22 protein-coding genes and 2 tRNA genes are annotated in these 23,467 nt (G+C 32.9%); 13 read left to right on the forward strand and 11 right to left on the reverse strand.

The features are described from left to right. The first annotated feature begins 18 nt into the window (after positions 1-18). The 3 genes from FH144_RS03000 to FH144_RS03010 all read left to right on the forward strand — a co-directional run bounded on the left by FH144_RS03000 (position 19) and on the right by FH144_RS03010 (position 5,974). Positions 19-489 (forward strand): DUF2538 family protein, encoded by a 471-nt coding sequence (locus tag FH144_RS03000; RefSeq protein ID WP_107506864.1) that lies wholly within the window; start codon positions 19-21, stop codon positions 487-489. A gap of 445 nt (positions 490-934) precedes the next feature. Further along, positions 935-1,357 (forward strand): GNAT family N-acetyltransferase, encoded by a 423-nt coding sequence (locus FH144_RS03005; protein WP_242313597.1) that lies wholly within the window; start codon positions 935-937, stop codon positions 1,355-1,357. A 261-nt stretch (positions 1,358-1,618) separates the two neighbouring features. Then, positions 1,619-5,974, forward strand: a complete 4,356-nt coding sequence (locus FH144_RS03010; protein ID WP_242313598.1) for a glucosaminidase domain-containing protein — start codon at positions 1,619-1,621, stop codon at positions 5,972-5,974. A 209-nt stretch (positions 5,975-6,183) separates the two neighbouring features. On the opposite strand, the gene FH144_RS03015 is transcribed toward FH144_RS03010, so the two are convergent. Further along, complete coding sequence (locus FH144_RS03015; protein ID WP_107506867.1) at positions 6,184-6,603, reverse strand: MarR family transcriptional regulator; 420 nt, start codon at positions 6,601-6,603, stop codon at positions 6,184-6,186. 157 nt (positions 6,604-6,760) lie between these two features. Beyond that, positions 6,761-7,249, reverse strand: coding sequence for a TspO/MBR family protein (locus tag FH144_RS03020; RefSeq protein ID WP_242313599.1), 489 nt, complete (start codon positions 7,247-7,249; stop codon positions 6,761-6,763). A gap of 213 nt (positions 7,250-7,462) precedes the next feature. Between FH144_RS03020 and FH144_RS03025 the strand changes: the two genes are divergently transcribed. Together FH144_RS03025 and FH144_RS03030 are read left to right on the forward strand one after the other, a co-directional pair. Then, positions 7,463-8,422 carry an acyltransferase family protein gene (locus FH144_RS03025; protein ID WP_242313681.1) on the forward strand — a complete coding sequence of 320 codons (960 nt, stop codon included), beginning with the start codon at positions 7,463-7,465 and terminating at the stop codon, positions 8,420-8,422. A gap of 183 nt (positions 8,423-8,605) precedes the next feature. Beyond that, positions 8,606-9,769: an aminotransferase class I/II-fold pyridoxal phosphate-dependent enzyme gene (locus FH144_RS03030; RefSeq protein ID WP_242313600.1), complete on the forward strand. Its 1,164-nt coding sequence runs from the start codon at positions 8,606-8,608 to the stop codon at positions 9,767-9,769. 97 nt (positions 9,770-9,866) lie between these two features. On the opposite strand, the gene menB is transcribed toward FH144_RS03030, so the two are convergent. The 4 genes from menB to FH144_RS03050 are packed head-to-tail and all read right to left on the reverse strand — an operon-like array spanning position 9,867 to position 14,495. Next, entirely contained in the window at positions 9,867-10,685 is an 819-nt protein-coding gene (gene menB / locus FH144_RS03035; RefSeq protein WP_198611129.1) for a 1,4-dihydroxy-2-naphthoyl-CoA synthase, read from the reverse strand. Next, positions 10,678-11,481 (reverse strand): 2-succinyl-6-hydroxy-2,4-cyclohexadiene-1-carboxylate synthase, encoded by an 804-nt coding sequence (gene menH / locus FH144_RS03040; protein WP_242313601.1) that lies wholly within the window; start codon positions 11,479-11,481, stop codon positions 10,678-10,680. The genes menB and menH overlap by 8 nt, the downstream gene beginning before the upstream one ends. Beyond that, on the reverse strand, positions 11,468-13,138 hold the full coding sequence (menD, locus tag FH144_RS03045; protein WP_242313602.1) for a 2-succinyl-5-enolpyruvyl-6-hydroxy-3-cyclohexene-1-carboxylic-acid synthase: 1,671 nt from the start codon (positions 13,136-13,138) through the stop codon (positions 11,468-11,470). The genes menH and menD overlap by 14 nt, the downstream gene beginning before the upstream one ends. Further along, on the reverse strand, positions 13,128-14,495 hold the full coding sequence (locus tag FH144_RS03050; protein WP_242313603.1) for an isochorismate synthase: 1,368 nt from the start codon (positions 14,493-14,495) through the stop codon (positions 13,128-13,130). Before FH144_RS03050 ends, menD begins: the two co-directional genes overlap by 11 nt. 178 nt (positions 14,496-14,673) lie before the next feature. On the opposite strand from FH144_RS03050, the gene FH144_RS03055 reads away from it, so the two are divergent. Further along, the gene (locus FH144_RS03055; RefSeq protein WP_242313604.1) at positions 14,674-15,612 is read left to right on the forward strand and encodes a 1,4-dihydroxy-2-naphthoate polyprenyltransferase; all 939 of its coding nucleotides are present in this window, start codon (positions 14,674-14,676) and stop codon (positions 15,610-15,612) included. 76 nt (positions 15,613-15,688) lie between these two features. Here the strand turns inward: FH144_RS03055 and FH144_RS03060 are convergent, their stop codons facing one another. Then, positions 15,689-16,246: a GNAT family N-acetyltransferase gene (locus FH144_RS03060; protein WP_242313605.1), complete on the reverse strand. Its 558-nt coding sequence runs from the start codon at positions 16,244-16,246 to the stop codon at positions 15,689-15,691. Between the two features lie 139 nt (positions 16,247-16,385). Here FH144_RS03060 and FH144_RS03065 point away from each other — a divergent pair, with 139 nt between their 5' ends. Continuing rightward, positions 16,386-16,607: a TM2 domain-containing protein gene (locus FH144_RS03065; RefSeq protein WP_107506877.1), complete on the forward strand. Its 222-nt coding sequence runs from the start codon at positions 16,386-16,388 to the stop codon at positions 16,605-16,607. A 113-nt stretch (positions 16,608-16,720) separates the two neighbouring features. Continuing rightward, positions 16,721-16,822: an SAR1012 family small protein gene (locus FH144_RS12035; RefSeq protein ID WP_252866595.1), complete on the forward strand. Its 102-nt coding sequence runs from the start codon at positions 16,721-16,723 to the stop codon at positions 16,820-16,822. A 73-nt stretch (positions 16,823-16,895) separates the two neighbouring features. Here FH144_RS12035 and FH144_RS03070 read toward each other — a convergent pair whose 3' ends face one another. After that, positions 16,896-17,114 carry an IDEAL domain-containing protein gene (locus FH144_RS03070; RefSeq protein ID WP_242313606.1) on the reverse strand — a complete coding sequence of 73 codons (219 nt, stop codon included), beginning with the start codon at positions 17,112-17,114 and terminating at the stop codon, positions 16,896-16,898. A gap of 233 nt (positions 17,115-17,347) precedes the next feature. Here FH144_RS03070 and FH144_RS03075 point away from each other — a divergent pair, with 233 nt between their 5' ends. From FH144_RS03075 to FH144_RS03085, 3 genes are all read left to right on the forward strand, one after another. Continuing rightward, positions 17,348-17,932 (forward strand): competence protein ComK, encoded by a 585-nt coding sequence (locus tag FH144_RS03075; protein WP_242313607.1) that lies wholly within the window; start codon positions 17,348-17,350, stop codon positions 17,930-17,932. A gap of 152 nt (positions 17,933-18,084) precedes the next feature. Beyond that, positions 18,085-18,159 (forward strand) — tRNA-Asn (locus FH144_RS03080). A 3-nt stretch (positions 18,160-18,162) separates the two neighbouring features. Next, positions 18,163-18,251 (forward strand) — tRNA-Ser (locus tag FH144_RS03085). 134 nt (positions 18,252-18,385) lie between these two features. Here the strand turns inward: FH144_RS03085 and lplA are convergent. After that, on the reverse strand, positions 18,386-19,375 hold the full coding sequence (gene lplA / locus FH144_RS03090; protein WP_242313608.1) for a lipoate--protein ligase: 990 nt from the start codon (positions 19,373-19,375) through the stop codon (positions 18,386-18,388). 201 nt (positions 19,376-19,576) lie between these two features. Here lplA and FH144_RS03095 point away from each other — a divergent pair, with 201 nt between their 5' ends. Together FH144_RS03095 and FH144_RS03100 are read left to right on the forward strand one after the other, a co-directional pair. After that, a complete protein-coding gene (locus FH144_RS03095) occupies positions 19,577-19,753 on the forward strand; it encodes a YkvS family protein (RefSeq protein WP_103166787.1) in 177 nt (58 codons plus the stop codon). A gap of 15 nt (positions 19,754-19,768) precedes the next feature. Continuing rightward, the gene (locus FH144_RS03100) at positions 19,769-20,371 is read left to right on the forward strand and encodes a CPBP family glutamic-type intramembrane protease (RefSeq protein ID WP_198611072.1); all 603 of its coding nucleotides are present in this window, start codon (positions 19,769-19,771) and stop codon (positions 20,369-20,371) included. Between the two features lie 90 nt (positions 20,372-20,461). On the opposite strand, the gene FH144_RS03105 is transcribed toward FH144_RS03100, so the two are convergent. Together FH144_RS03105 and FH144_RS03110 are read right to left on the reverse strand one after the other, a co-directional pair. Continuing rightward, the gene (locus FH144_RS03105) at positions 20,462-21,973 is read right to left on the reverse strand and encodes a bifunctional metallophosphatase/5'-nucleotidase (RefSeq protein WP_242313609.1); all 1,512 of its coding nucleotides are present in this window, start codon (positions 21,971-21,973) and stop codon (positions 20,462-20,464) included. 129 nt (positions 21,974-22,102) lie between these two features. Continuing rightward, positions 22,103-23,461, reverse strand: a complete 1,359-nt coding sequence (locus FH144_RS03110) for a TrkH family potassium uptake protein (RefSeq protein ID WP_242313610.1) — start codon at positions 23,459-23,461, stop codon at positions 22,103-22,105. Positions 23,462-23,467: the final 6 nt, after the last annotated feature.

Here is a 23,467-nt window from a genome sequence, read left to right on the forward strand (position 1 = left end):
GCGAAAGGAGCACGTTCAATGTCACGTAAAACATATGAAAAAGCTGCCAACATTAATGGAATGTTCAACGTTTTAGAGCAACAAATCATTCATAGCCAAGACATGGCGTTATTTAGAAATGAGTTCTTTTATGTTAACCATGAACATCGTGAGAATTATGAAGCATTATTAGTATATTATGGTGAAAATTCCAATAATCCAGTTGTAAGTGGCGCCTGCTATATTGTGGCACTACCAGAAATTTTTAATAAAGTTGATGTCTTTGAATCAGATTTACCTTTCTCTTGGGTTTACGATGAAAATGGTATTACTGAGACAATGCAAAATATTAGTGTTCCACTACAATATTTAATTGCTGCTGCACTAGAAGTTACAGATGTTAATTTATTCAGACCATCAGGATTTACAATGGGAATGAATAATTGGAATATAGCGCAACTTAGAATCTTTTGGCAATATTGTGCAATTGTAAGACAAGAAGCCCTATAATTTTAAAATGCAATAAACAATTAATTTCAAATTCAAGCGTTTTCGCTCTATTAGAAGAAGAGGTTGGGACAAAAGTGTTTAGGATTTGAGCAGAACCGAGCGATGAGCAAAATTGCTTTTCAAATTTTGTCGAATTGAGACGGTATCTGCCGAGAATCCTACTTTTGGGACACCGTATATTAGTTTCCCAGCGCACAAATGATTAATGTCTCAGTCTCACTAAATAAAAATGGTAATTTCTATTGAAATAAAATAGAAATTACCATTTTTTATTTTTTTCAAGTATTTTAATGTAAAATTTATACAACCAACGAAGTCTTAGAAATTACATTAGATTTCTGTCACTGATCCCTTTTTTCAGATTACACTATTAAAAATTTATAATTCCATGCTTTTATTAAAGTAATTTGCTATAATTTTAAAACTTACTAAGGAGGGATATTAAATGTTTGAAATAGTTAAAAATAAAGATATGCTATCAGAATGTTTTAAGATACGAGAAGAAGTTTTTGTGAAAGAGCAAGGTGTACCACTTGAAAATGAGCTTGATTCTTATGAGGAAGATTCGATTCATATTATCGGCTATGATAACCATCATACTCCTTTTGCATGCGCACGATTTCGCCCTTATGAAGATGGAGCAAAGGTTGAACGTGTGGCTATATTAAAAACACATAGACAAGGTGGCTATGGTCAATCTCTTATGTTAGAAATTGAAAAATTTGCTAAAGATAAAGGCTATCAAAAATTAATTTTAAACGCTCAAGTACAGGCACAAGGTTTTTATACCAAGTTAGGATATACCCCTACTGGCGAGATTTTTTTAGAAGAAAATATAGAGCACATCAAAATGTTTAAAGCAATTTAAATCATAAATATATTCTTTTTGCATAAACTTTTTGTAATTTAACGCTCTGTCTTTGAAGAAAAATCATTATTAATTTAAATATGTGACCCAACTTTATTATATATATAAACACTTTATACTTTAACAACTTTAGTATATGTGGAATTTGTTTAATTCTAGTAAGAAAAAATTAAAGTTAGTTTACAATACAGTTAAATTAAGTACTCATTTCGTATTAACCTCTATAATAAAATTGTAATAATATTAGCGAGGAGTAACAATATGACTAAAAAATTCAATTTTAAATTGCCTTCGATGATTGCATTAACATTGTTTGGAGCTGCATTTACTACTCAACAAGCACACGCAGCAGAAAATAACCAAAACTCTAGCAATTCAACGAACATTATCGACGATCAAGAAAGTATGAAAACTGCTGAACAAGCAAAAAAAGAAGTAAGTAACTCAGCTCAAAATGTTTCTGGCGTCCAAACGTATCAACACCCTTCAGAAGTTAAAGCAAATGTTGCTTCGAATACGAATTCATATGATGCTAAGTTAGATGATTTAAATAATTCAAATCACACTACCTCTTCACAAGAAACACCTGAGGTAACTGCTAATTCAAACGCTAATAATTCAAATGATAATCAAGTAGCAGTAGACAATCATCAAGCTACTGCATCTAATGAATCAACATCAAATACGAATGATAAGAGCGTCCAAGCTACTAATCAAACAGAAAATGCTTCTACTCAAGACGAAACTACAGTAAATAAAAATAATGTAGAAACTAATTCTACACAGTACAACGCTCAATCTGATAAAAAAGATAGCACAGAAGTTAGTGATAATAATGCTCAAGATAAAGCTAACTTAGACACACAAGCGTCTGAAACTAACACTAATAAAGAGCAAGCATCTGTAGCGACTCCATCAGCGCAGAATGAACAGAAAGCTCAGTCAAATATTCAATCATTCTCAGCTGAAAATCATAATACTGCTACAGACAATCAACAACAAGCAACTCAAAATAAAAATACAACAACGAACGCAACTTCAAAATCTAATGAAAAACAAGCAACTGTAGCACAAAATAATGATGAAGATCGCGCATCTAATCAAGGTAAAGAAACTACAAATACTAATACTTCAGTAGCTAAAACTAATCCTGTTGCTCCTTCATCAAAAGATAATCGCACAGAAACAGTGACTACTACTAATAACAATAACGTAAAACCTGAGTCTAAAAATAACTCAGTGACTAACGAGACAGCAAAAGTGCCAACGAATACTACAACTCATGCTAAATCTAATGTAGATTCAAACCTAATTAACCATAATGCTAAAGCTGAAAAACAAGCACCAACAACACGTGCAACATCAACTTATGCAACACGCTCAACGGCTAGCTCTGCTAAACCTACTGGTCGCACTAGCTTTAGAGCTGTAGGTGGTAAAGGTGGCGGCCCTAATACTTCAGTTCGTGCTGTAAGCCGTTACGCGAAAACAACAGCATTACCAAAATATAAACCACAGGTTAATTCATCTATTAACAATTATATTAGATCTAATAAATTCCAAGCGCCAAGAATCGAAGAAGATTATTCATCTTACTTCCCTAAATATGGTTACCGCAACGGCGTAGGTAAACCTGAAGGTATTGTAGTGCATGATACTGCTAATGATAACTCGAATATTAACGGCGAGATTAGTTATATGAAGAATAATTATAACTCTGCCTTTGTTCATGCTTTTGTAGATGGCAATCGTATTATTGAAACTGCCCCTACTGATTATCTATCTTGGGGTGCTGGTCCAAATGCAAACAATCGTTTCATTAATGTAGAAATTGTACATACTCACGATTATGCTTCATTTGCTAAATCAATGAATAACTATGCTGACTATGCAGCAACTCAATTACAATACTATAACTTAAAACCTAATAGTGCTGAAAATGACGGCCAAGGTACAGTATGGACACACTATGCTATTAGTAAATATCTAGGCGGTACGGACCATTCGGATCCACATGCTTACTTACAATCTCATAATTATAGCTATAATGAATTATATGATTTAATTAATGAAAAATATTTAATTAAAACTGGCCAAGTAGCACCATGGGGTTATACATCTACGAGTGGTTCTTCAACTAGTGGCAAAGGCTCAGGCAGTAATAGTAGTGGTCATAGTAGCGGTAGTACAACTACTAATACTAACTCTAAATTATCTGTTAAATCCAACAGTGGTTTAGCTCAAATCAAGTCAAACAATAGTGGCGTTTACACTACTGTTTACGACAGCAAAGGACATTCAACAGACCAAGTTCACAACACGTTAGCTGTTACTAAATCAGCAACACTTGGTAAAGATAAATATTACTTAGTTTCTGATTATAATAGTGGCAAATTATATGGCTGGGTTAAACAAGGCGAAACGGTTTATAACACTGTTAAATCACCTGTTAAATTGAATAAATCATATAATATTAAATCTGGTTCTACTTTATATACAGTGCCTTGGGGTAACTATAATCAAGTTGCTGGAACAGTTTCTAAATCTAATAAATCACCTTTCAAAGCAACTAAATCTCAACAAGTTGGTAAAGCAACATATCTATATGGTTCAGTAAATGGTACCAATGGTTGGGTAAGTAAAGCCTATTTATCAGATTTAACTAAAGCTGCGACTTCTACTCCTAAAGCAGAAAATATATTTAGTGTTGCTAATGTGAAAAATACTTTAGGACAAGTATCTGCGAAAAACAAAGGTACGTATACAACTGTTTATGATAAAACAGCTAAACCAAATGCTTCTATTGGTGGCAAAACATATTCGATTTCTAAAAAAGCGACTTTAAATAATCAAAACTACTATTTAATCTCAGACTTCAATGGTGGTACATTACGTGGTTGGGTCCCTGCCTCAGAAATCAAAGTACAGTCAACAACACCAACTAAGACTGATGTTACTTATTATAATGTTAAAGGTAATGCTCATGTTTATGACACACCTTGGGGCAGCAGTAAACAAGTAAAAGCGTCAGTTCCATCAGACGGTAAACAGTTAAAAGCTATCGATGAACTTAAAGTTGGTAATGAAACGTATCTTCATGGCGTTGTAAATAACGTATGGGGTTGGGTTAACTCAAGTGATATTCAACAAGCTCCTAAAATGAACTTAAGAATGGCAACTCGAGCTCAAGCGACTAATGCGCAACCAACAACACAAACAGTATCTAAAATTGCTCAAGTCAAACCAAATAATAGTGGTATTCGTGCAACTGTATACGATAAAGTTGGTAAACATGCGACTAAATACGCTAATAGAACTTACAAAGTATCTAAAGAAAGAACTATCGATGATAATACGTATGTCTTATTACAAAGCACATCTAAAAAAACACCTTTAGGTTGGTATAACGTCAAAGACTTAAACCTTCAAAATTCAAGTTCTGAACAAAAAACATCAGGTACTTATACTGTCAATCATAAAAACAATGGTCTTTATTCTGTAGCTTGGGGTACTCCTCAACAACGTTTAGATAATAAAGACTTAGCTAATAAACCATTCAAAGTTTCTAAATCTGTAGTTATCGGTAACACAACATACTTATTCGGTACTGTTAATGGTAAAGCTGGTTGGATTGCTAAAAATGATTTAGTGGCAAACTCTGATGCTAACAATGCTGAAGACTATCAATACGAATTTATTATCGATAGTAACAATGGTTTTTACTATGATAGCCCTACTTCAGCTAAAGCAACTGCATTGAAAGCGTATAATGAACAAATTTTCCAAGTGACACAACGTAAAGTAATCAATGGTAAAACTTGGTATTACGGCAAACTAAGTAATGGTAAGTATGTATGGATTAAAGATTCAGATCTTAAAAAGCAATTAGTGAAACAAGCAAAAACACATAGAACATTAGATCAAGCTACTGCTATTCAACAAAATGCATATGGCGCTCCACCACAAGTTCAACGTGATGGCCATAATTGGCATAATGCTACTTATAGCGAGATAAAAAATGCAATGGACACTCAAAAAATTGCTAAAGATGATGCGTTAAAATATCAATTTTTACGTTTAGATCGTCCGCAAAATCTGCCAGTAGCACAAATCAATACGTTACTTAAAGGTAAAGGCATACTTGAAAATCAAGGACAAGCATTTAGTGAAGCGGCTGCAACATCTGGTATAAATGAAGTATACTTAATTGCACATGCTTTAATTGAAACAGGTAACGGTCAATCTCAATTAGCTAAAGGTGCTAATATTGTTAATAATGTTGTTAATACTAAGTCTGCTACTAAATATCACAATGTATTTGGTATCGCAGCTTTCGATAGTAACCCATTAGCAAATGGAATTAGCTATGCTAAGAAAGCTGGTTGGAATTCAATTTCAAAAGCAATTATCGGCGGCGCTAAATTTATTGGACAGGATTACATTAAAGCCGGTCAAAACACGCTTTATAAAATGCGTTGGAATCCAAATAATCCTGGTACTCACCAATACGCTACAGATATTAATTGGGCTAACAGTAATGCACAATATTTAAAACAACTTTATGATCAAATTAAAACTGTTGGTAAATATTTTGAAATTCCAAGTTTTACAAAGTAATTTAATACAATGATTTTCACAAAAAAGACCAGTCTAAGCCCTATTAAGGTGGCTCAGACTGGTCTTTACTTATATAAAACATAAATTGTAATGTAACTAAACTAATAACAAAGCTATTCCTACTTTGAAACCAAATTTAGTATACGCTATCAAATGCAAAAAATGCCCTATGAAATCGTTATAATCGTTCGATTTCATAGGGCTCTCTTCTAAATATAGATATGGCGACTATTTAATTTGTCTAATAAATGATTTAAACTTTCAATTTCTTCTTGTGATAAACATTGGCATCTAGCTTCAATTAATTCACATCTTGCAGTGTTAATTTGTTTGATTAGATGACGTGCTTTATCAGTGAGACATAGCTCTTTACAGCGTAAATCCTCATGTGATTGTTGGCTTGTGATGTAGCCCTTTTGGACTAATTTTTTAATCCAACGTGAAACAATGGATTGTTCCCTACTCATCTTCATTGTTAAATCATACTGTGATAGACGATCATAGCTATAAAGTATTCTTAACAGTTCTAATTGATCATTAGTAATGTCTGTTCGTTGACCAAAGCGTCTATTGACTAAGCTTAAGTCGTTATTTGTTAGTGTAATAAGTTTTTCTAGTTGATTGTACATAGTTGTTCTACTCCACGTTTTTAATTGATATTACTATTATACTATGAAATTTTCATATGTCATGTTTTGTCAAAAAATCGTCACAATTGTAATCAAATGAGTATTAAGTGTTATTTCACGTTGAATATTAGCCACTAGACTAGCTAGCGTCTCTCTCCTACTTTTTAAAATATTCTGGGTTATCTTTATTTAATAACCAATTTCCAGTATTTAAGTAACTAGCGTAACCTGACCACAGAATATACGGAATTTGTAATAGACCCGCAAGTCGTTTCGCTTTAAACATTGTTATAGCGTTGATAATTACAGAAATTAATAATATGACACTGTCAATAAGCGCCACGCCTCTTAATTTTTCTTTAAAGTACAATAGTGACCACAAATAATTAAATGCCAATTGTAAATAATGAGTCATAGTGACAACTCTTTGTTTGCCACTATTTATAATACTCAATACAAATGAAACGCCCATTAACAAATATAAAATAGGCCATACGATTGGGAAGATATAACCTGGTGGTGATAATGGTAGTTTCTTAAATTGACGATAATCATTTTTAGTATCATTAGCAGTCAATCGTCCAATAATGCTCCCACCAATCATAGGTAAAAGTAAATGAATACTATTGATTATGTATTTTTTCATAATGTAAACCTCCTATACTATCTTTTATTCTTCCCTTAAAATTATTAATTTAATCTTATAAGAAAGTTTATAACTGTTAGTCAACAGATTACCCTAATTTGTTGCATTACTAAGTAAAGATGTACTAAGTTATATATTGTTAATATTTAACAAAGGAGACAATTGTATGACTATCGATAATAAGCGCGATTATTTTTTGATAATGCACGGGCAATACTTATATTTTTAGTCGTGTTTGGTCACATGATTCAACCCTATACGTCTGAAAGTAAGTATATGTCTGCACTTTATCTCGTTATTTATAGTTTTCATATGCCTACATTCCTGTTTATCTCGGGCTACTTTGCGAAACATTTAGATAAACCCCATTATTTGGAAAATGTTGCAAAAAAATTAATCGCACCTTATGCCATTTTTTATGCCTTTTTCTCAGTATATTATTTTATGACGGGAAAAAGTGATGCAATACAAATGGACCCATTAAATCCAGTTTTTGCGCTATGGTTCTTATTAACGCTTTTCTCATTCCATGTCATATTAGTCATTATTCGTCGTTATAAACCTTACTATGTCTTACCAATCGCTATTATCATTTCAGTTTTAGCTGGTTTTTCTGAAAATATTGATGGATACTTAAGTATTTCTCGAACTATTGTATTCTTCCCTATTTTTTATCTAGGTTATTTAACGACGAGATCGCATACGCGTATTTTGCGTAATAAGAAAATGAGTATTATTTCGGTGTTAATATTTGTGGCTTTCTTTATCGGCTATTACATTCATCCAATTAACCCCGACTGGTTACTAGGTAGTAGCCCGTATACATCGCTTAATCATAACAATGAAGATGTTTATAGCCCATTGAAACGTTTATTACTCTATGTGGTGATATTAATGGGAATGTTTGCATTTCTTGCTTTAATGAGCAATCACAAGCGCTTCTATACTTATATTGGTAATCGTACAATGTATGTCTATCTATTACATGGCTTAGTTATAGGTTTCGTAAGAGGACATGGTATTTATCCATTTAAAGATACCATTTCAGTACTGACGTATATATATTTAATTATTATCTCAGCTGTAATTGTTTATCTTCTTTCGACTAATTTTGTTTGTAAATGGACTAATCCAATTATTAATCTTAAGAAACCATCTGAGTTTAGACGTTAATTTTTAAATTTCCCACCAAAAAAGATACCCATTTATCTTAGGTAAAAGTGTGTTATTATAAGAATATTCTAAAAAATAAGTCTGAACATGAGATAAGGCACAAATTATTTATATCATGAAATACCGTTTAACAACATCCTTATCTCACTTTATTTAGGCTTGGGTATTGATTGAGGTGTAAATATGAAATTATCATTAAATTCTAATTCGAAATTTTTAAGAGCGCCGAGTATTCGGCAATTTTCAAATAAAATGAAGCATATTGAAGATTGTGTCAATTTAACTATTGGTCAGCCCGACTTTCCGATGCCTGATGTAGTTAAAAACGCTTATATTCATGCTATTCAAGAAGATAAAACAAGTTATTCTCATAATAAAGGCTTGCCTGAAACACGCCAAGCTATTAGCCAGTATTTCAAAAATAAATATGGTTTCTACTATAGCGAAGAAGAAATTATTGTGACTAATGGTGCAAGTGAAGCATTAGACACCTCTTTGCGTAGTATCATTGAGCCAGGTGATGAAATTTTAATCCCAGGGCCTATCTATGCAGGGTATATCCCTTTAATTGAAACATTAGGTGGCCAGCCTATTTATATAGATACTACAAACTCTAATTTCAAAGTGACACCAGAGTTAATAGCTCAACACATTACAACTAAGACGAAGGCTATCTTACTTAACTACCCTACCAATCCTACGGGTGTCATTCTAGAACGTGAAGAAGTAGAGGCACTAGTTAATGAGTTAAAAGACAGAGAAATTTTTATCATTAGCGATGAAATTTATGCTGAAAACACATTTAAAGGTCAACATACATCATTTGCAGAATATCAAGAAATACGTGACCAATTATTATTAATTGGTGGCTTGAGTAAATCACATTCGGCTACAGGTATCCGCATTGGTTTCCTCATTGGTCCAGAATATTTAATTGAAAAATTAACATTCATGCACGCCTACAATTGTATTTGTGCTAATGTTCCTGCCCAAATCGCTTGTATTACTGCTTTAACTGAAGGATTAAATGCGCCACAATATATGAATGAAGCTTATATTGAACGTCGCAATTATTTAAAAGATAAATTATTAGAATTAGGTTTTGAATTAGAAGCTCAACCTGAAGGTGCTTTTTATATTTTCCCAAGTATTAAAAAGTATACCGAAGAAGATTATGCCTTTTGCGTCAAACTCCTTGAAGAAGCACATGTGGCTATCGTGCCAGGCTCTTCATTTACGGATATTGGTAAAGGATATGTACGTATTTCTTACGCCTATGACATGGATGTTTTAAAAGAAGGTATGCGCCGTTTAGAACAATTTTTAAAAGAAAATTATCATTTATAAAATATAAGAAAAAAGACACTTGAAAGAAAGTATATGTCTCACTCTTTAGTGATTGATACTTCTAGTTCAAGTGTCTTTATTTATGTTAATTGATTACTTATGGGAATTTAGGAAATTGATCGAAGTCTGGATCGCGTTTTTCTTTAAATGCGTCGCGTCCTTCTTTAGCTTCATCCGTTGTATAGTAAAGTAATGTAGCGTCCCCAGCCATTTGTTGTAAACCAGCTAAACCGTCAGTATCAGCATTCATCGCAGCTTTTAAGAAACGTAAAGCTGTTGGAGAATGTTTCATGATATCTTGACACCATTTAACTGTTTCATCTTCAATTTGATCTAAAGGTACTACAGTATTAACTAAGCCCATGTCTAATGCTTCTTGTGCATTGTATTGACGACATAAGTACCAGATTTCACGTGCTTTTTTGTGTCCAACGATTCTTGCTAAGTAGCCTGAACCATAACCAGCATCAAATGAACCTACTTTAGGGCCTGTTTGACCAAAGATAGCATTATCAGCTGCAATTGTTAAGTCACATACTACATTTAACACGTTTCCGCCACCGATAGCATAGCCTCTAACCATTGCAATCACTGGTTTAGGTATAACACGGATTAAACGTTGTAAATCTAATACATTCAAACGAGGAATTTGGTCTTCGCCTACATAACCGCCATGGCCACGTTTCTTTTGGTCGCCGCCTGAACAAAATGCTTTGTCGCCTTCACCTGTTAAAATAATCACTGAAACATTTTGATCATCGCGTGCACGACCAAATGCATCAATCATTTCAGCAACTGTCTTAGGTGTAAACGCATTACGCACCTCTGGACGGTTGATTGTTACTTTTGCAATTCCTTCGAAGTATTCATATTTAATTTCATCATATTCTCTAAGTGTTTCCCACTGTCTAGTCATTTTGCTCCTCCTTTAAAAAACCTATTACTATTGTATCAAATTCCGCTTCATCTTCCACATGAATTGTATGACCAACTTCAGAGAAGATGTGCACGTGGCTATTACTTATGTCTTTAGCCATAGCCTGAGCTGTTTTAACAAATTTCTTATCTAATTCTCCCGCTAAAATGAGGCAAGGCACCTGAATGTCATGAATCTCATTCCATAAAGAAGGCATATGGCCTGTGCCATACTCACGCAATGCCTTAGCTAATTTGTGAGGTTGTTGAGACATTCGCATCTCACGAATCGCTTTTTTCTTATCTTTATCTAAATCATATTGTGTGTAAAATAACGGGAGCTTTTCCCAATCATTTACGAATATTTCAAGACCTGCGATGTCTAATACCTTACCTCTTGCAGCATCAACTTGTTGGCGTTCCATGCGGTCTTCTTCCTTCTCAATACCTGGAGACGTACTTTCCAATATAAGATGTTGTAATTTATATTTACCATGTAACGCATAATATAATGCTATACGGCCGCCCATTGAATAGCCTAATAGATTCAATTGGTAGTCTTTATAAAGCGCTAACACCTCATCTATTTCTTTAGCTAAAAATGGGAAATCCCATGTAACGTCCATTGAAGTAGTATCTTGCCCATGTCCAGGTAAATCAATCGTTAAGACATTGGTTTCTTTTAACAATGCTTCAAGGTGAGTATTATACGTACGACTATCACTAATAAAGCCATGTAATAATATTAAAAGTTGTGTTGTATCTTGATTAGATTGATGAAAATTATAATGTAACATTTAATATCCCACTCAATTTCTTATATAAAATTTGATGTTGTTCCAAATTATCATCACGGTCAGTTATTATTTCATAAATACGTGAACTCATATGTGATAATTTTTCATGCGCAAAATCTGTTACAGTATTAAAACGTTTAAATGTAAAATCATAAAGCAATGCCGTATATTCAAAATTTAAACCAGTTGGCGTACCAAATAATCTTTCAAAGTAAGCATCAGCTGATGATTTTTGAGGAAGATAAGAGAAAATCCCCCCACCATCATTATTTAGTAACACAATATTTAAATGGATATCATTTAATTTCGCCATCAATAAACCATTCATATCATGATAAAACGCTAAATCACCAATCAATAAGGTAATATTTTTATGCACTGCCATGCCAATTGCCGTAGACACTACGCCATCAATTCCATTTGCGCCACGGTTAGCATACACTTCAATTTCTTTATCCAAAAGTAAGTTATCGATATCACGAATAGGCATACTATTGCTGACAAATATAGCATCTTCACTAGATAATTTATCAATTAATAAGTTTACATAAGCCGCTTCATCTGTCGCTTGTGACATATGTTTAGAGATGATAGTGCGTGCTTGTGTTTCTAATGTTTGCCACGTTTCTAACCAATCTTTACGTTTAATTGCTGGCTCTTCAATTAAATTTCTGAAGAAGTCATTTGATGATATTTCGTAGGAAATACTTGGTGGCGTTGGAAAGACATCAATCTTATCATTATTTTGTACAAGAATTTGAAATGCATTAGTACGTTTAAGCCATTGGTTCAACTTTTTAGAAATAACCGGTTTACCAACACGGATAATAAAATCAACATCTAACTCTAAGCCGGCACGATAATATAAATCGTAAGTTGTGATTACATTTGGATGATTATATTTGCGTAGTTGACTTAAAGGATCAGCCAAGATTGGCAAATCATGAATGGTTGCATAAGTTAGAATTTGATCCACTGCTTGATGTTGCATATCACCTACGATAATTAGCCCTTTTTTCTGTTTTAAAATTGCGCTAATATCTTGGGTATTAATGTTTTTTTGATAATGTGGCAACGTTTTGTGATAAGACGTAAGCCATTCTACTTTTTCAAGATCTGGTGTTAACGGTTCTCTAAACGGTAAGTTGAAATGAATAGGCCCACGATGCGGTCCATACAAATATTGACTCGCAATTTGCATTTGATAATAAATAGCCTCTGTCATTTGGTCACTGCCATCAGCTACAGGCATATCGAATTGGAATTTAACATAATTCTCAAACATATTCACTTGATTAATTGCTTGAGGCGCACCTACACTTCTTAACTCATGAGGACGATCACTCGTTAATACAATCATTGGGATTCGACTAATTTGGCTTTCGGCAATCGCAGGTGTATAGTTCGCTGCCGCCGTACCTGATGTACATAATATCGCTACCGGTCTATTGCTTCCTTTTATTAAGCCTAAAGCAAAGAACGCGGCGCTACGTTCATCTGGATGAATCCAAGTTGTAATGTTAGGGTGTGCTTCAAAAGCAATGGCTAGCGGAGTCGAACGTGACCCTGGGCTGATTACTACTTCGCGCACTCCATATGCATAAAGTTCTGAAGCGAACGTATAGACTTGTTTAGTTAATACTTCATTATGATTCATTCTTATCCACTACTCCTAATGCGTTCATCATTGGCGAGAATTTAACTGCTGTTTCAGCAACTTCGCTCTCTGGATCAGAATCTTTAACAATACCGCATCCCGCGAAAAGGGTCGTTTGATTCTGTTTGATTAGCATAGAGCGAATCGCTACAATAAATTCACAATCATCGTTCATGTCAATATATCCTACAGGTGCACCGTAAAGACCACGTGTGCCAAACTCATTTTCTTCGATAAATTTAACCGCTTCTTCTTTTGGATAGCCACCTAAAGCAGGCGTTGGATGCATTTGATCTATTAATCCAATATACGAATTACTTTTTAGTTTGCCTTGAATTTTAGTATATAAATGGTACAAGTGGTCATTTTTAAGAATGTTAGGTGTTTGATTATAGTCTACATCTTCAATATACGGCTCAATATCATGTAATATACTGCGAACCACAAAGTCATGTTCTCCTAAATTCTTTTTATCTTGTAAGAATGCTTCGATATTTTTTTGATCTTTTTCCTCGTCGTGCGAACGTTTAATAGTTCCTGCTACAGCTTTTGTCGACAATACGCCATCTTCTACTTTTAACAATTGCTCAGGCGTTTGTGAGAAGAAGACTGACTCGTTAGACTCCAATATAAAGAGATAACTGTTTTTTTCATTTTGAAGTGCTCGATTTAATACATACGGAATGTTAATAGGCTTATCGAACTTAATCATTCGACGTCGAGCAAGTACAATTTTCTTATTTTCATCAAGTTGTTCAATCGCATTACCAACGAGTTCTTTCCATTCATCTTTATAAATATCTTCCATACGGGTAATGTTTCCTAGTGTTTCTTCATGATTAGAGCCATCTATGTCAGCATTTTCAAAATATGAAATAACATCTTTAAAATGGTCCATATCAAAACTTGCTCGTTCAACTGTATATGTTAATAATGTTTGATTATCAATTGAAGAGATTAACACTTCCGGTACAACGAAGTGGTTAATACCAAATTCACGCCATTCATCATCTGATTTATGACTTGAGAATTGGAAGCCGCCAATCACTTTTAGATGATGTTTTTTAGTTTCAAGATGGATTAACTCAACTTCGTTTTTAAACTTTTCCCACTCACGAAAGATTGATTGTTTATTCTCAAAATTATTTTTAAATTTTTGAACAGCATGATAGCCGAAAAACGAAGACGTATTATCATTTAAACGAAAATAAAAACGATCTCCAGCTTGGTCTTCTGTTAAATGAAACAACGCATCGGGCGTCAATGTTTTATCTAATACTACTTCAACAGAGACCCAACTTTTATTACTTTCATATATAGATTCAATAATTTCGCCTTCTTTTAAATTCGCAGCCATTCATTTCACTTCTTTCATTATCTATTTTTACTCATTACAATATTGTATCATTTTTACTTATTTATAGTGGCATAATTGCTTAATCAAATTATGAAATATTTCACGTAGTTTGACCTTTATAACCTATTCCTTTAAAATACATATGTTAAAACTTTATATTATAAGAGGTAGATTAATTATGGCAGATCAATATCAACAATATTCTACTGTTAGAAAATATTGGCACTTAATGCGACCTCATACACTAACTGCTGCAGTTGTACCCGTGTTAGTGGGTACAGCAACTGCTAAACTTTTTTTATTAGGAAGTCAAAATAATATTAAATTTAGCTTACTATTAGCAATGTTAATTGCATGTCTTTTAATTCAAGCTGCAACGAATATGTTCAATGAATATTATGACTTTAAAAAAGGTTTAGACGACCACACTTCCGTTGGTATCGGTGGCGCTATCGTCAGAAATGGTATGAGCCCTAAACTTGTCATGAATCTAGCAATAGCGTTTTATGTCATTGCCGCTTTACTCGGTATCTATTTAGCTGCACATAGCTCATTCTGGATTATTCCAGTAGGCCTTGTATGTATGGCTATTGGTTACTTGTACACTGGTGGACCTATGCCAATTTCATGGACACCATTTGGTGAATTATTCTCAGGTCTATTTATGGGTATGGTTATTATTTTGCTTGCTTTCTTTATTCAAACTGGCAATATAAACGCGCTTGTAGTTTGGATTAGTGTTCCTATCGTTATTACGATTGGTCTTATTAATATGGCAAATAATATTCGTGACCGCGTTAAAGATAAAGCAAGTGGACGTAAAACTTTACCTATCTTATTAGGTAAACGTGCTTCAATTATTTTTATGGCAGCGATGTACATTCTCGCTTATGCCATCGTTATCTTTATAGCTTTATTCGTCCCAGGTGGCTCACTATTTTACTTATTAGTATTATTATCATTCCCTATGCCAATAAAAGCGATTCGTCGTTTCAAAAAGAACGATACGCCTGCTAGCATGATGCCGGCTATGGCAGCTACAGGTAAAATGAATACAGTATTCGGCTTATTATACGCTTTAGGTATTTACATTAGTGCGTTACTAGGTAATGTTTAAAGCTAGAATATCGACTTATACTATCCAACATGACTGTTTTAAAACAGTTTAATGTTGGATTTTTTTATTTAACTCGTTAACCTGGCATATAAACCATATGTAAATAATTATGCCCATACAAATTGATATCTTCTGTCCATTTAAAACCTAAACGTTCATAAAGTTTTTGTGCTTTAGGATTATCATAGTCACAACTTAAACTCCATTTATAATTTGGATAACTGTGGATGAGGTATTCAAATAGTTGCGTAGCAATGCCTTGTCCCCTAAATTCGGGAAATGTAGCAACGGTTTCGATATACCATTCATCGTCATGTGCTTCTTTTAAAGGTAATGGTGTCCCCAAGCTTTTTATATCTTCTTCAAGCGCCAATTCTTGCCATGAGCTCTCTAACATCATTTCTTGTGCCCCATCATATGCGATAATACAACCTGCAACTTGCCCTTCTTGTTCATACACCCACACATTCTGATAATTTGTACGATAATTAATGTTGACGATACTTTCTTCTAAAGCGTGAAGCACTCGTTCTTTAGTAATATGATTAATAATATCGAGCTCCATATCTTGCCAAATTATATAACATAATTCCGCAATTTGTTTATTATCGCTTGGTCTCGCCTTACGTATCATATACCTTCATCCCCTTTTCAATTGTCATTTAATTACATTATATAAAACTTCCAAATATTATTAAATTAATTGTAAATTTAGATGATTTGCTTTTTATCCGAAAATGATTAAAATGTGGATTTAAGGAGGCATCGTGATTATGAAGGTAAACAAAACGTTATATGTGCTATGTGCTATTTTCTTAGGTGGCGTTGGTATTCACAAATTCTATGCTGATAAAGTATGGCAAGGCGTGCTCCATTTAGTGTTCTTCTGGACTGCTATTCCTAGCATCATTTCAATTATTCATGGAATTTTAATTATATTTACAACAAAAGCAGATCAATACGGCTACATTACGTTGTCTAAAAAAGATATATAAGACAAATTTTTGTTGAAATTAAGCGTTTCTTCTTAATATTTTTTAAAATTTATCTTTAACTGTATGTGAATCGGGTAGAATTTAATAACCATTAAGTAAAGGAGCAAGAAAATATGAATATCGTTAAACGCGTCTTAAGAACGCTTATCACTGGTTATTTAGTAAAATGGATTCGTGATAAGATAGAAGGAAGATCAAAAGGCGGTAAAAAATAATAAAATTAAAAAGGTCTATTCGCTAACTTTAAGTAGTGAATAGACCTTTTATAATGAACTACAGGATCCTGATTTACTCATTTAGAAATGCCTCCAAATTTTTATATTCATTCGTATAATTGATAAAATCTGTTTCATTTTTATTAACTAATGTTTCATCAATTAATTCAATAAGTTGTTTTTTACGTGCTTGCCGAAGGGCCTCATCAATTACTAGCTCAATTCCAAGATCATTAACCGTTGTTACAAAATCTTCTAGCGTCGTGTGTTTGACGTTGGTATTGTAATGCATTACAATCACTGCCTTTCTTATTTATTTATTGATAGTATACAAGTTTTTATTTTTTTAATCAATCGAATATCCTGACTTTTCATTAGAAATAAGTGTAATATCATTTATTAAGAAACGCTTGACAATACATAATAATTTTATATAATAATTAAATATTATTAGTTACAGACAATAAATATTTACTAATAATAAATATTTACTAATAATAAATATTTAAATAAAGAAGGGCTTTGATGGAGCAAAATTCATCACCTCATAATACAGTTTATATTATTCGTAAAGGGGATATGGTAATTAAACCTATATTTGATGATTATGGTCAAACTAATGGAACTAAAATCATGAAATATGACACATCAATCGAAACTAGCCCCTTTAAAACTCAGAAAATCATAGAACGGTCTTGTAAATTTTATGGAAACAACTATATTAGCAAGAAATCAGAAACACAACGAATTGCAGGTATCACAAGTAAACCCCCAATCCTGCTAACTCCTTTGTTCCCTACTTATTTCTTTCCTACACATTCGGATCGCTTAGAAGAAAACATGTGGATTAACATGCATTACGTTTTAGAAGTAAAGCCTCTTAAAAATCGGAAAAGTAAAATTATTTTCGCTAATGAACAAACTTTAACCCTCAACGTTTCATATCATAGTTTATGGCATCAATACTCAAATTGTATTTATTACTATTACATGGTGGATAAACATGCGCGTATGAAATCTAATAATCCAGAAATGCCTATCGACTATGAAAAATCTACACTAAATATTTTCGAAGCACTTTCACACTATTCCCTATTACAAGATAGATAGTTTTATGTTTAATTTTAAAATATACGGGATTTTTATATTAATATAGTGTAAATATTCCGTATATTTTTTGAAAATTATCCCTTGCAAATTTTAAGTTTATTGATATAATAATATTTGTGCTCATTAGAGAAATCATATGAAATTCATATTAATCCGCAGTAGCTCAGTGGTAGAGCTATCGGCTGTTAACCGATCGGTCGTAGGTTCGAATCCTACCTGCGGAGCCATATGGAAACGTACTCAAGTTGGCTGAAGAGGCGCCCCTGCTAAGGGTGTAGGTCGCGAGAGCGGCGCGAGGGTTCGAATCCCTCCGTTTCCGTACTTTATAATAACCCTTCGTGAGAATGAGGGGTTATTTTTTATGCCATTATTTAAAGCTCTGGACAAGCCTAAAAATCTTTATCCAGAGCCTTAATTAATTTTATTTAATTGCTTATCTCATTGGCCATACTATTAATAAGACATTAATTTTAAGATTTTTTCTTTGTCGATGTCTCCGAAATAGTGATAGAAATCATAATTTTCCATGCCTTCTTTAATATGTGTATAATCATGAAGTGCACCAACTAATGCATTTTCTAATTCAGTTATATCGCCTTCACCAAAGAAATCACCGAAAATTCTGGCATGTTCGATTTTACCTTTTTTAACGTCGAATTTAATTTGAACGAAACCTTTTTCAAATTTCTCGTCACGTTCAAAGTTGTAGTTAGGATTTCTTCCATAGTTCCAATCCCACGTACGATATTTTTCATTACTTAACTCTTCGATGTTCTTCCAATCTTCATCTGTTAATTTGTACTCTTCTACTTCATGTTCGCCGAAGATCGTTTTCAAGATGATTTGTTTAAATTCTTCAATAGAAATTGATTCTTCTAAAAATTCATCAATATTAGCAACACGTTTACGTACAGATTTAATACCCTTAGATTGAATTTTTTTAGGGTTAACTCTTAATGCGTTTTGTACCTCGCCTAAGTCACTATTAAGCATTAATGTACCGTGGCTAAACATTCTTTCTTTAACTTTAACCATTGCATTTCCTGAAATTTTAGCTTGCCCTACTTGGATATCATTTCGTCCAGTCATTTCGGCATTAACGCCCATAGATTGTAACGCTTGAACGATAGGTTCAGTAAATTTTTTAAAATTATGGAAACTATTGCCATCATCATCAGTAATAAAACTAAAGTTTAAATTACCCTGATCGTGATAGACAGCACCGCCTCCAGAAATACGTCGAACTACATGGATACCGTGTTCATCTACATATTGTTTGTTGACCTCTTCAATTGTATTTTGGTTTTTACCAACAATAATAGATGGGCCATTCACGTAAAATAAAAAGTAACTATCATCTGCTGGTAAGTGCTTTAATACATACTCTTCCATCGCAAGATTAATAGTAGGATCGGTAATATTATTATTACTTACAAATTTCATATTTATCTCTCCTCTTATCTCTCTGATATATGCCCTTAATCTAGTTATGCCTTATAATTAAATATATTGCCAATTATTTACTCAAATTTGACATTATTTTCAAAATTAAAATATTATTTGCCATTTTTAGCATATATTTGTTTATTATTAGGCTAAATTTTAGTACAATATAGCCTAGCTATGATTTGAGGAGGACTCGAAATGACTGTTGCAGAAGTAGGAAATATTGTAGAATTTTATGACGGTTTAAGAGGCCGTGTTGAAAAAATTAATGACAATTCAGTAATTGTTGACTTAACTATTATGGATAACTTTAATGACTTAGACTTACCAGAGAAAACAGTTATTAATCACAAACGATATACGATCGTTGAATAAGAAGGTTAATATTAAATGAAAAATATATCGAAAGCTTTAATTTGGTTTATTGCAAGCTTTATTGTCTTCCATTTGATTCTATATATTATGTGGGGGGAGCATCAAGAATACTGGTATTTATACACAGGTATTATGTTGATTGCTGGCATTAGTTATGTTTTCTACCAAAGGGATATTGAGTCGAAACGTTTATTAACTTCTATTGGGGTTGGAATTTTAACAAGTATCGTCTTGATTATTGTTCAATTCATCTTCTCGTTATTAACACCACAAATAACGTATGCTGAGCTTATTAAAGAACTATCAAGAACAGGTGTATATTTCAAATGGCAAATGCTAGTAACGTTAATTTTTGTTATACCTTGTCATGAATTATATATGAGAACAGTTTTGCAAAAAGAATTAACTCGTTTTAAGTTACCTAGCTGGTTAGTAATTATTATTACTGCCTTATGCTCAAGTTCGTTATTTATATACTTAGACAAATGGTGGATTGTAGCATTTATTTTTGTTACTCAATTAGTTTTATCATTTAGTTATCAATATACACGTCGTATAGTAACTACATCATTAGGCCAAATTGTTGCCATCATCTTGTTATTAATATTTCATGGATAAAAAACTTTTCTTAGTTTAAATAGCTAAGAAAAGTTTCTTTTTTTAGAAGTAATTTGTAACGCACATACGTTTATATTATTGAAGAGAGCATTAAATATTTACTTTAAAGTTGTCTATGACTGATAAGTTATAGCTTGGCTCTTTTAAATTTTTAGCAATAAGCATACTCATTGGTAAATTATGAGTAGCGTGATGAATCATAGCCTCATCTAAATATTGACGATAATTTCTGTAACAATAATCTGTCATCGTAATTCTATATTCCTCATTTAATTCTATGTCTTTCAAACACACACGGTTAAATGGTTCTTTCGACATGTCCACTTCATATTCAAAACCTTGCCATATGGTACATAAAGTTTCGTCTACAATTGTCATAGTTAACTGTTCATTTTCAAATTGGATGTAAGAATATGTATATTCAATCATGTCTTTGATTTGTTGACCAGTCAGAGTTAAATCGAGTGCTTTATCTGGGTGAGGATAGGCATAATAAATATCTTCATTTGTTATTACGTCATTAAATCCCTTTTCACCATTTTTAGGCACATTAGCACATGTAATAGTATTATCATAGGCCAATTTAAGACTATCATGTAGAAGTTGGGTAAATGGATGTGTCTTGGTTAGCAAATCCTCTAGTCCATTAACTTGCATATTATAATTGTTTTCGGAAATGACTTCTTTAGACCAATGCGCTACTGCTTTGCGATCATAATATGTCATATCGAGTAACTCATCATCTTCTTTGTATTCACTTAAATCAACGACTTCAGACTGAATATCTTCTTTTTCGAAGGTGCTTGTTCGTTTTTTAAATTTTATTTTAACGTGAATTAATTCTTGCGCATTTTGACCTGCTTGAACATACATTGTCTCATAATCATTACCAATTATTGTTTGATGTTGGTGGGCAGTAATCATTAAATCAATTACACCAATTTCTTTCATTAATTTTTCAGCTTCGTGCGAACTCTCTCCGTGACGATGATTCGTCTGACTAATCTTATTTAAACCTCCATGATAAATAACGATTAAGAAATCTGGATGTTCAGTTTCATGAATATATCTAATCCATCGTCTTGCTGAAAATAATGTTTTTTCAATAGAAACATCTTTTTCCATTTCAGCGTATTCATTTTTCATTAACCCATCTGCCGTCAAACCAACAATCGCTATCCTAACATTGTCATATTGTTTAATCACATAAGGTGTTGAAAAATAAGGCTCTTTCGTCAGTGAGTACTCTATATTGGCCGATAACCACTGAAAGCGTGCTAATGATACGGAACGTGTTAAGAAAGATAATCCGAATTTAAAATCATCGGGACTTACCCCACTCGCATCATATTGCATATCATTCATTAGCTTAACCATTGGGTGACGTTTATATGGTGCTACAATAGCGTAATAATAGGCTTCCAAAGAGCCAGCTAAACTCCCTCCGCTATCAAGTAAAATAACATTATCATTATTTTCTCTAACATTTTTAACATACGCACCGGCGCGGTAAATATTCGATCCATAATCACCATTCAAAAAATGACTATGCATATCAGATGTTGCCAAAATATTTATATTTATATTTTCGTTTTTTTCCACGTTTACACACCCCTTATTTAAGGTTAGTTTAACATTTATTAAACCCTGAGTGTTATTCATTTAGTACGTTTTAAAATAGATAAAAAGCCAGTCTAAGACATATTTCTATGTCTCGACTGACTTCTCAAATTAACCTATTTGTACACGTTCTTTAGGATAGTGGAATTTATCTGGTTCTTTACGGCCTGCAATCATAATAATAAATGAAATAAGGCCTACACGTCCTATAAACATCAATATCATTAGTATGACTTTTGTAAGTCCACTAATATCGTCAGTAACGCCTAATGATAAACCACATGTTCCGAACGCTGACATGACTTCAAAGAATACTTGCAAGAACGTTAAATTACTTTTTTCCGTAGCTAAGATAATTATCATACTTGTAAATGTAAGCAATGATGCCATAGTAAATACCGCAAATGAACGTTGTATATCTACGACATGGATTTCTCTATTAAATACTTTGACGGCTGATTTTTCAGTATTATTATTAAAATTAATAACAAACAAAATTAAAATCGCAAAAGTAGTGGTACGGATACCCCCACCGACTGAACTTGGAGAAGAACCTATAAACATTAAGAGACTCATGATGACATTGGTTGCATCACTAAAGTTAGTAACATCTATTGTTTGTAAACCAGCACTTCTCGTCGTTGCAGATTGAAATAGAGAATAGAATAACGATTGATGCCAGCTTAAACCTTTAAAAGCATGATTATGTTCAAGTGCTAAGATAACTATCACCCCGAAAGTGAATAAAAAGAAATATGTTGTTGTAGTTATTTTAGTAAACAAAGAAAATCTAAAATGGCTTACTCTATTTCTAACATAAGCTCTAATTTCTAATAATACTGGAAATCCTATAGAGCCTAATACGATTAAAAACATTACAATCGTTTGGACAAAATAATCTTTCGCATATGGCACTAAAGATTGACCTGTGATGTCTAATCCACCATTTGTAGTTGCAGATACTGAAACAAACAATCCTTGCATCAATGAATTTTTCAAATCTGGATTGTCTCTATAAAAGTAAAATGCTAATAATAAAGCACCAACAAATTCGATTGTCAGTATCGTTTTAATTATTTCTAAGATTAATTTTACTGTCCCGCTCATCGTATCTTTATTATTATCTAGCATGATTAATTGACGTTCACGAATACCAATATGTTTACCGAGCACGACCCATAAAACAGTACCGATTGCCATAACGCCAATTCCGCCGATATTTAATATAACTAGTATAATTATTTGCCCAAACACCGAATAAGTATCCACAATATTAATTGGTGATAAGCCAGTTACACTAATACCAGAGACAGCCACAAATAAAGTGTCTATAGGACTCACGGTCACACCCTGTTTATGTACAAACGGTAAGTTTAATAATAAAAATGCGACAACTATAGCTATTAGATAATATAAAACAATCCCTTGTTGAGGACTTGATTTTTTTAATAACTTACCGAAAATAGACATTAACTT

The organism is Staphylococcus sp. acrmy, assembly GCF_022690565.1.
In the GTDB taxonomy this organism is placed as follows: domain Bacteria; phylum Bacillota; class Bacilli; order Staphylococcales; family Staphylococcaceae; genus Staphylococcus; species Staphylococcus caledonicus.

What these genes read in the sequence shown, in the direction of transcription:
- FH144_RS12035 (WP_252866595.1), top strand. Translation starts at nt 16,721, where the DNA reads ATGAATATCGTTAAACGCGTCTTAAGAACGCTTATCACTGGTTATTTA.
- menB (WP_198611129.1), bottom strand. Translation starts at nt 10,685, where the DNA reads ATGACTAGACAGTGGGAAACACTTAGAGAATATGATGAAATTAAATAT.
- FH144_RS03020 (WP_242313599.1), bottom strand. Translation starts at nt 7,249, where the DNA reads ATGAAAAAATACATAATCAATAGTATTCATTTACTTTTACCTATGATT.
- FH144_RS03050 (WP_242313603.1), bottom strand. Translation starts at nt 14,495, where the DNA reads ATGGCTGCGAATTTAAAAGAAGGCGAAATTATTGAATCTATATATGAA.
- FH144_RS03055 (WP_242313604.1), top strand. Translation starts at nt 14,674, where the DNA reads ATGGCAGATCAATATCAACAATATTCTACTGTTAGAAAATATTGGCAC.
- lplA (WP_242313608.1), bottom strand. Translation starts at nt 19,375, where the DNA reads ATGAAATTTGTAAGTAATAATAATATTACCGATCCTACTATTAATCTT.
- FH144_RS03065 (WP_107506877.1), top strand. Translation starts at nt 16,386, where the DNA reads ATGAAGGTAAACAAAACGTTATATGTGCTATGTGCTATTTTCTTAGGT.
- FH144_RS03075 (WP_242313607.1), top strand. Translation starts at nt 17,348, where the DNA reads ATGGAGCAAAATTCATCACCTCATAATACAGTTTATATTATTCGTAAA.
- FH144_RS03010 (WP_242313598.1), top strand. Translation starts at nt 1,619, where the DNA reads ATGACTAAAAAATTCAATTTTAAATTGCCTTCGATGATTGCATTAACA.
- FH144_RS03100 (WP_198611072.1), top strand. Translation starts at nt 19,769, where the DNA reads ATGAAAAATATATCGAAAGCTTTAATTTGGTTTATTGCAAGCTTTATT.
- FH144_RS03070 (WP_242313606.1), bottom strand. Translation starts at nt 17,114, where the DNA reads ATGCATTACAATACCAACGTCAAACACACGACGCTAGAAGATTTTGTA.
- menD (WP_242313602.1), bottom strand. Translation starts at nt 13,138, where the DNA reads ATGAATCATAATGAAGTATTAACTAAACAAGTCTATACGTTCGCTTCA.
- FH144_RS03015 (WP_107506867.1), bottom strand. Translation starts at nt 6,603, where the DNA reads ATGTACAATCAACTAGAAAAACTTATTACACTAACAAATAACGACTTA.
- FH144_RS03030 (WP_242313600.1), top strand. Translation starts at nt 8,606, where the DNA reads ATGAAATTATCATTAAATTCTAATTCGAAATTTTTAAGAGCGCCGAGT.
- FH144_RS03005 (WP_242313597.1), top strand. Translation starts at nt 935, where the DNA reads ATGTTTGAAATAGTTAAAAATAAAGATATGCTATCAGAATGTTTTAAG.
- FH144_RS03060 (WP_242313605.1), bottom strand. Translation starts at nt 16,246, where the DNA reads ATGATACGTAAGGCGAGACCAAGCGATAATAAACAAATTGCGGAATTA.
- menH (WP_242313601.1), bottom strand. Translation starts at nt 11,481, where the DNA reads ATGTTACATTATAATTTTCATCAATCTAATCAAGATACAACACAACTT.
- FH144_RS03110 (WP_242313610.1), bottom strand. Translation starts at nt 23,461, where the DNA reads ATGTCTATTTTCGGTAAGTTATTAAAAAAATCAAGTCCTCAACAAGGG.
- FH144_RS03000 (WP_107506864.1), top strand. Translation starts at nt 19, where the DNA reads ATGTCACGTAAAACATATGAAAAAGCTGCCAACATTAATGGAATGTTC.
- FH144_RS03095 (WP_103166787.1), top strand. Translation starts at nt 19,577, where the DNA reads ATGACTGTTGCAGAAGTAGGAAATATTGTAGAATTTTATGACGGTTTA.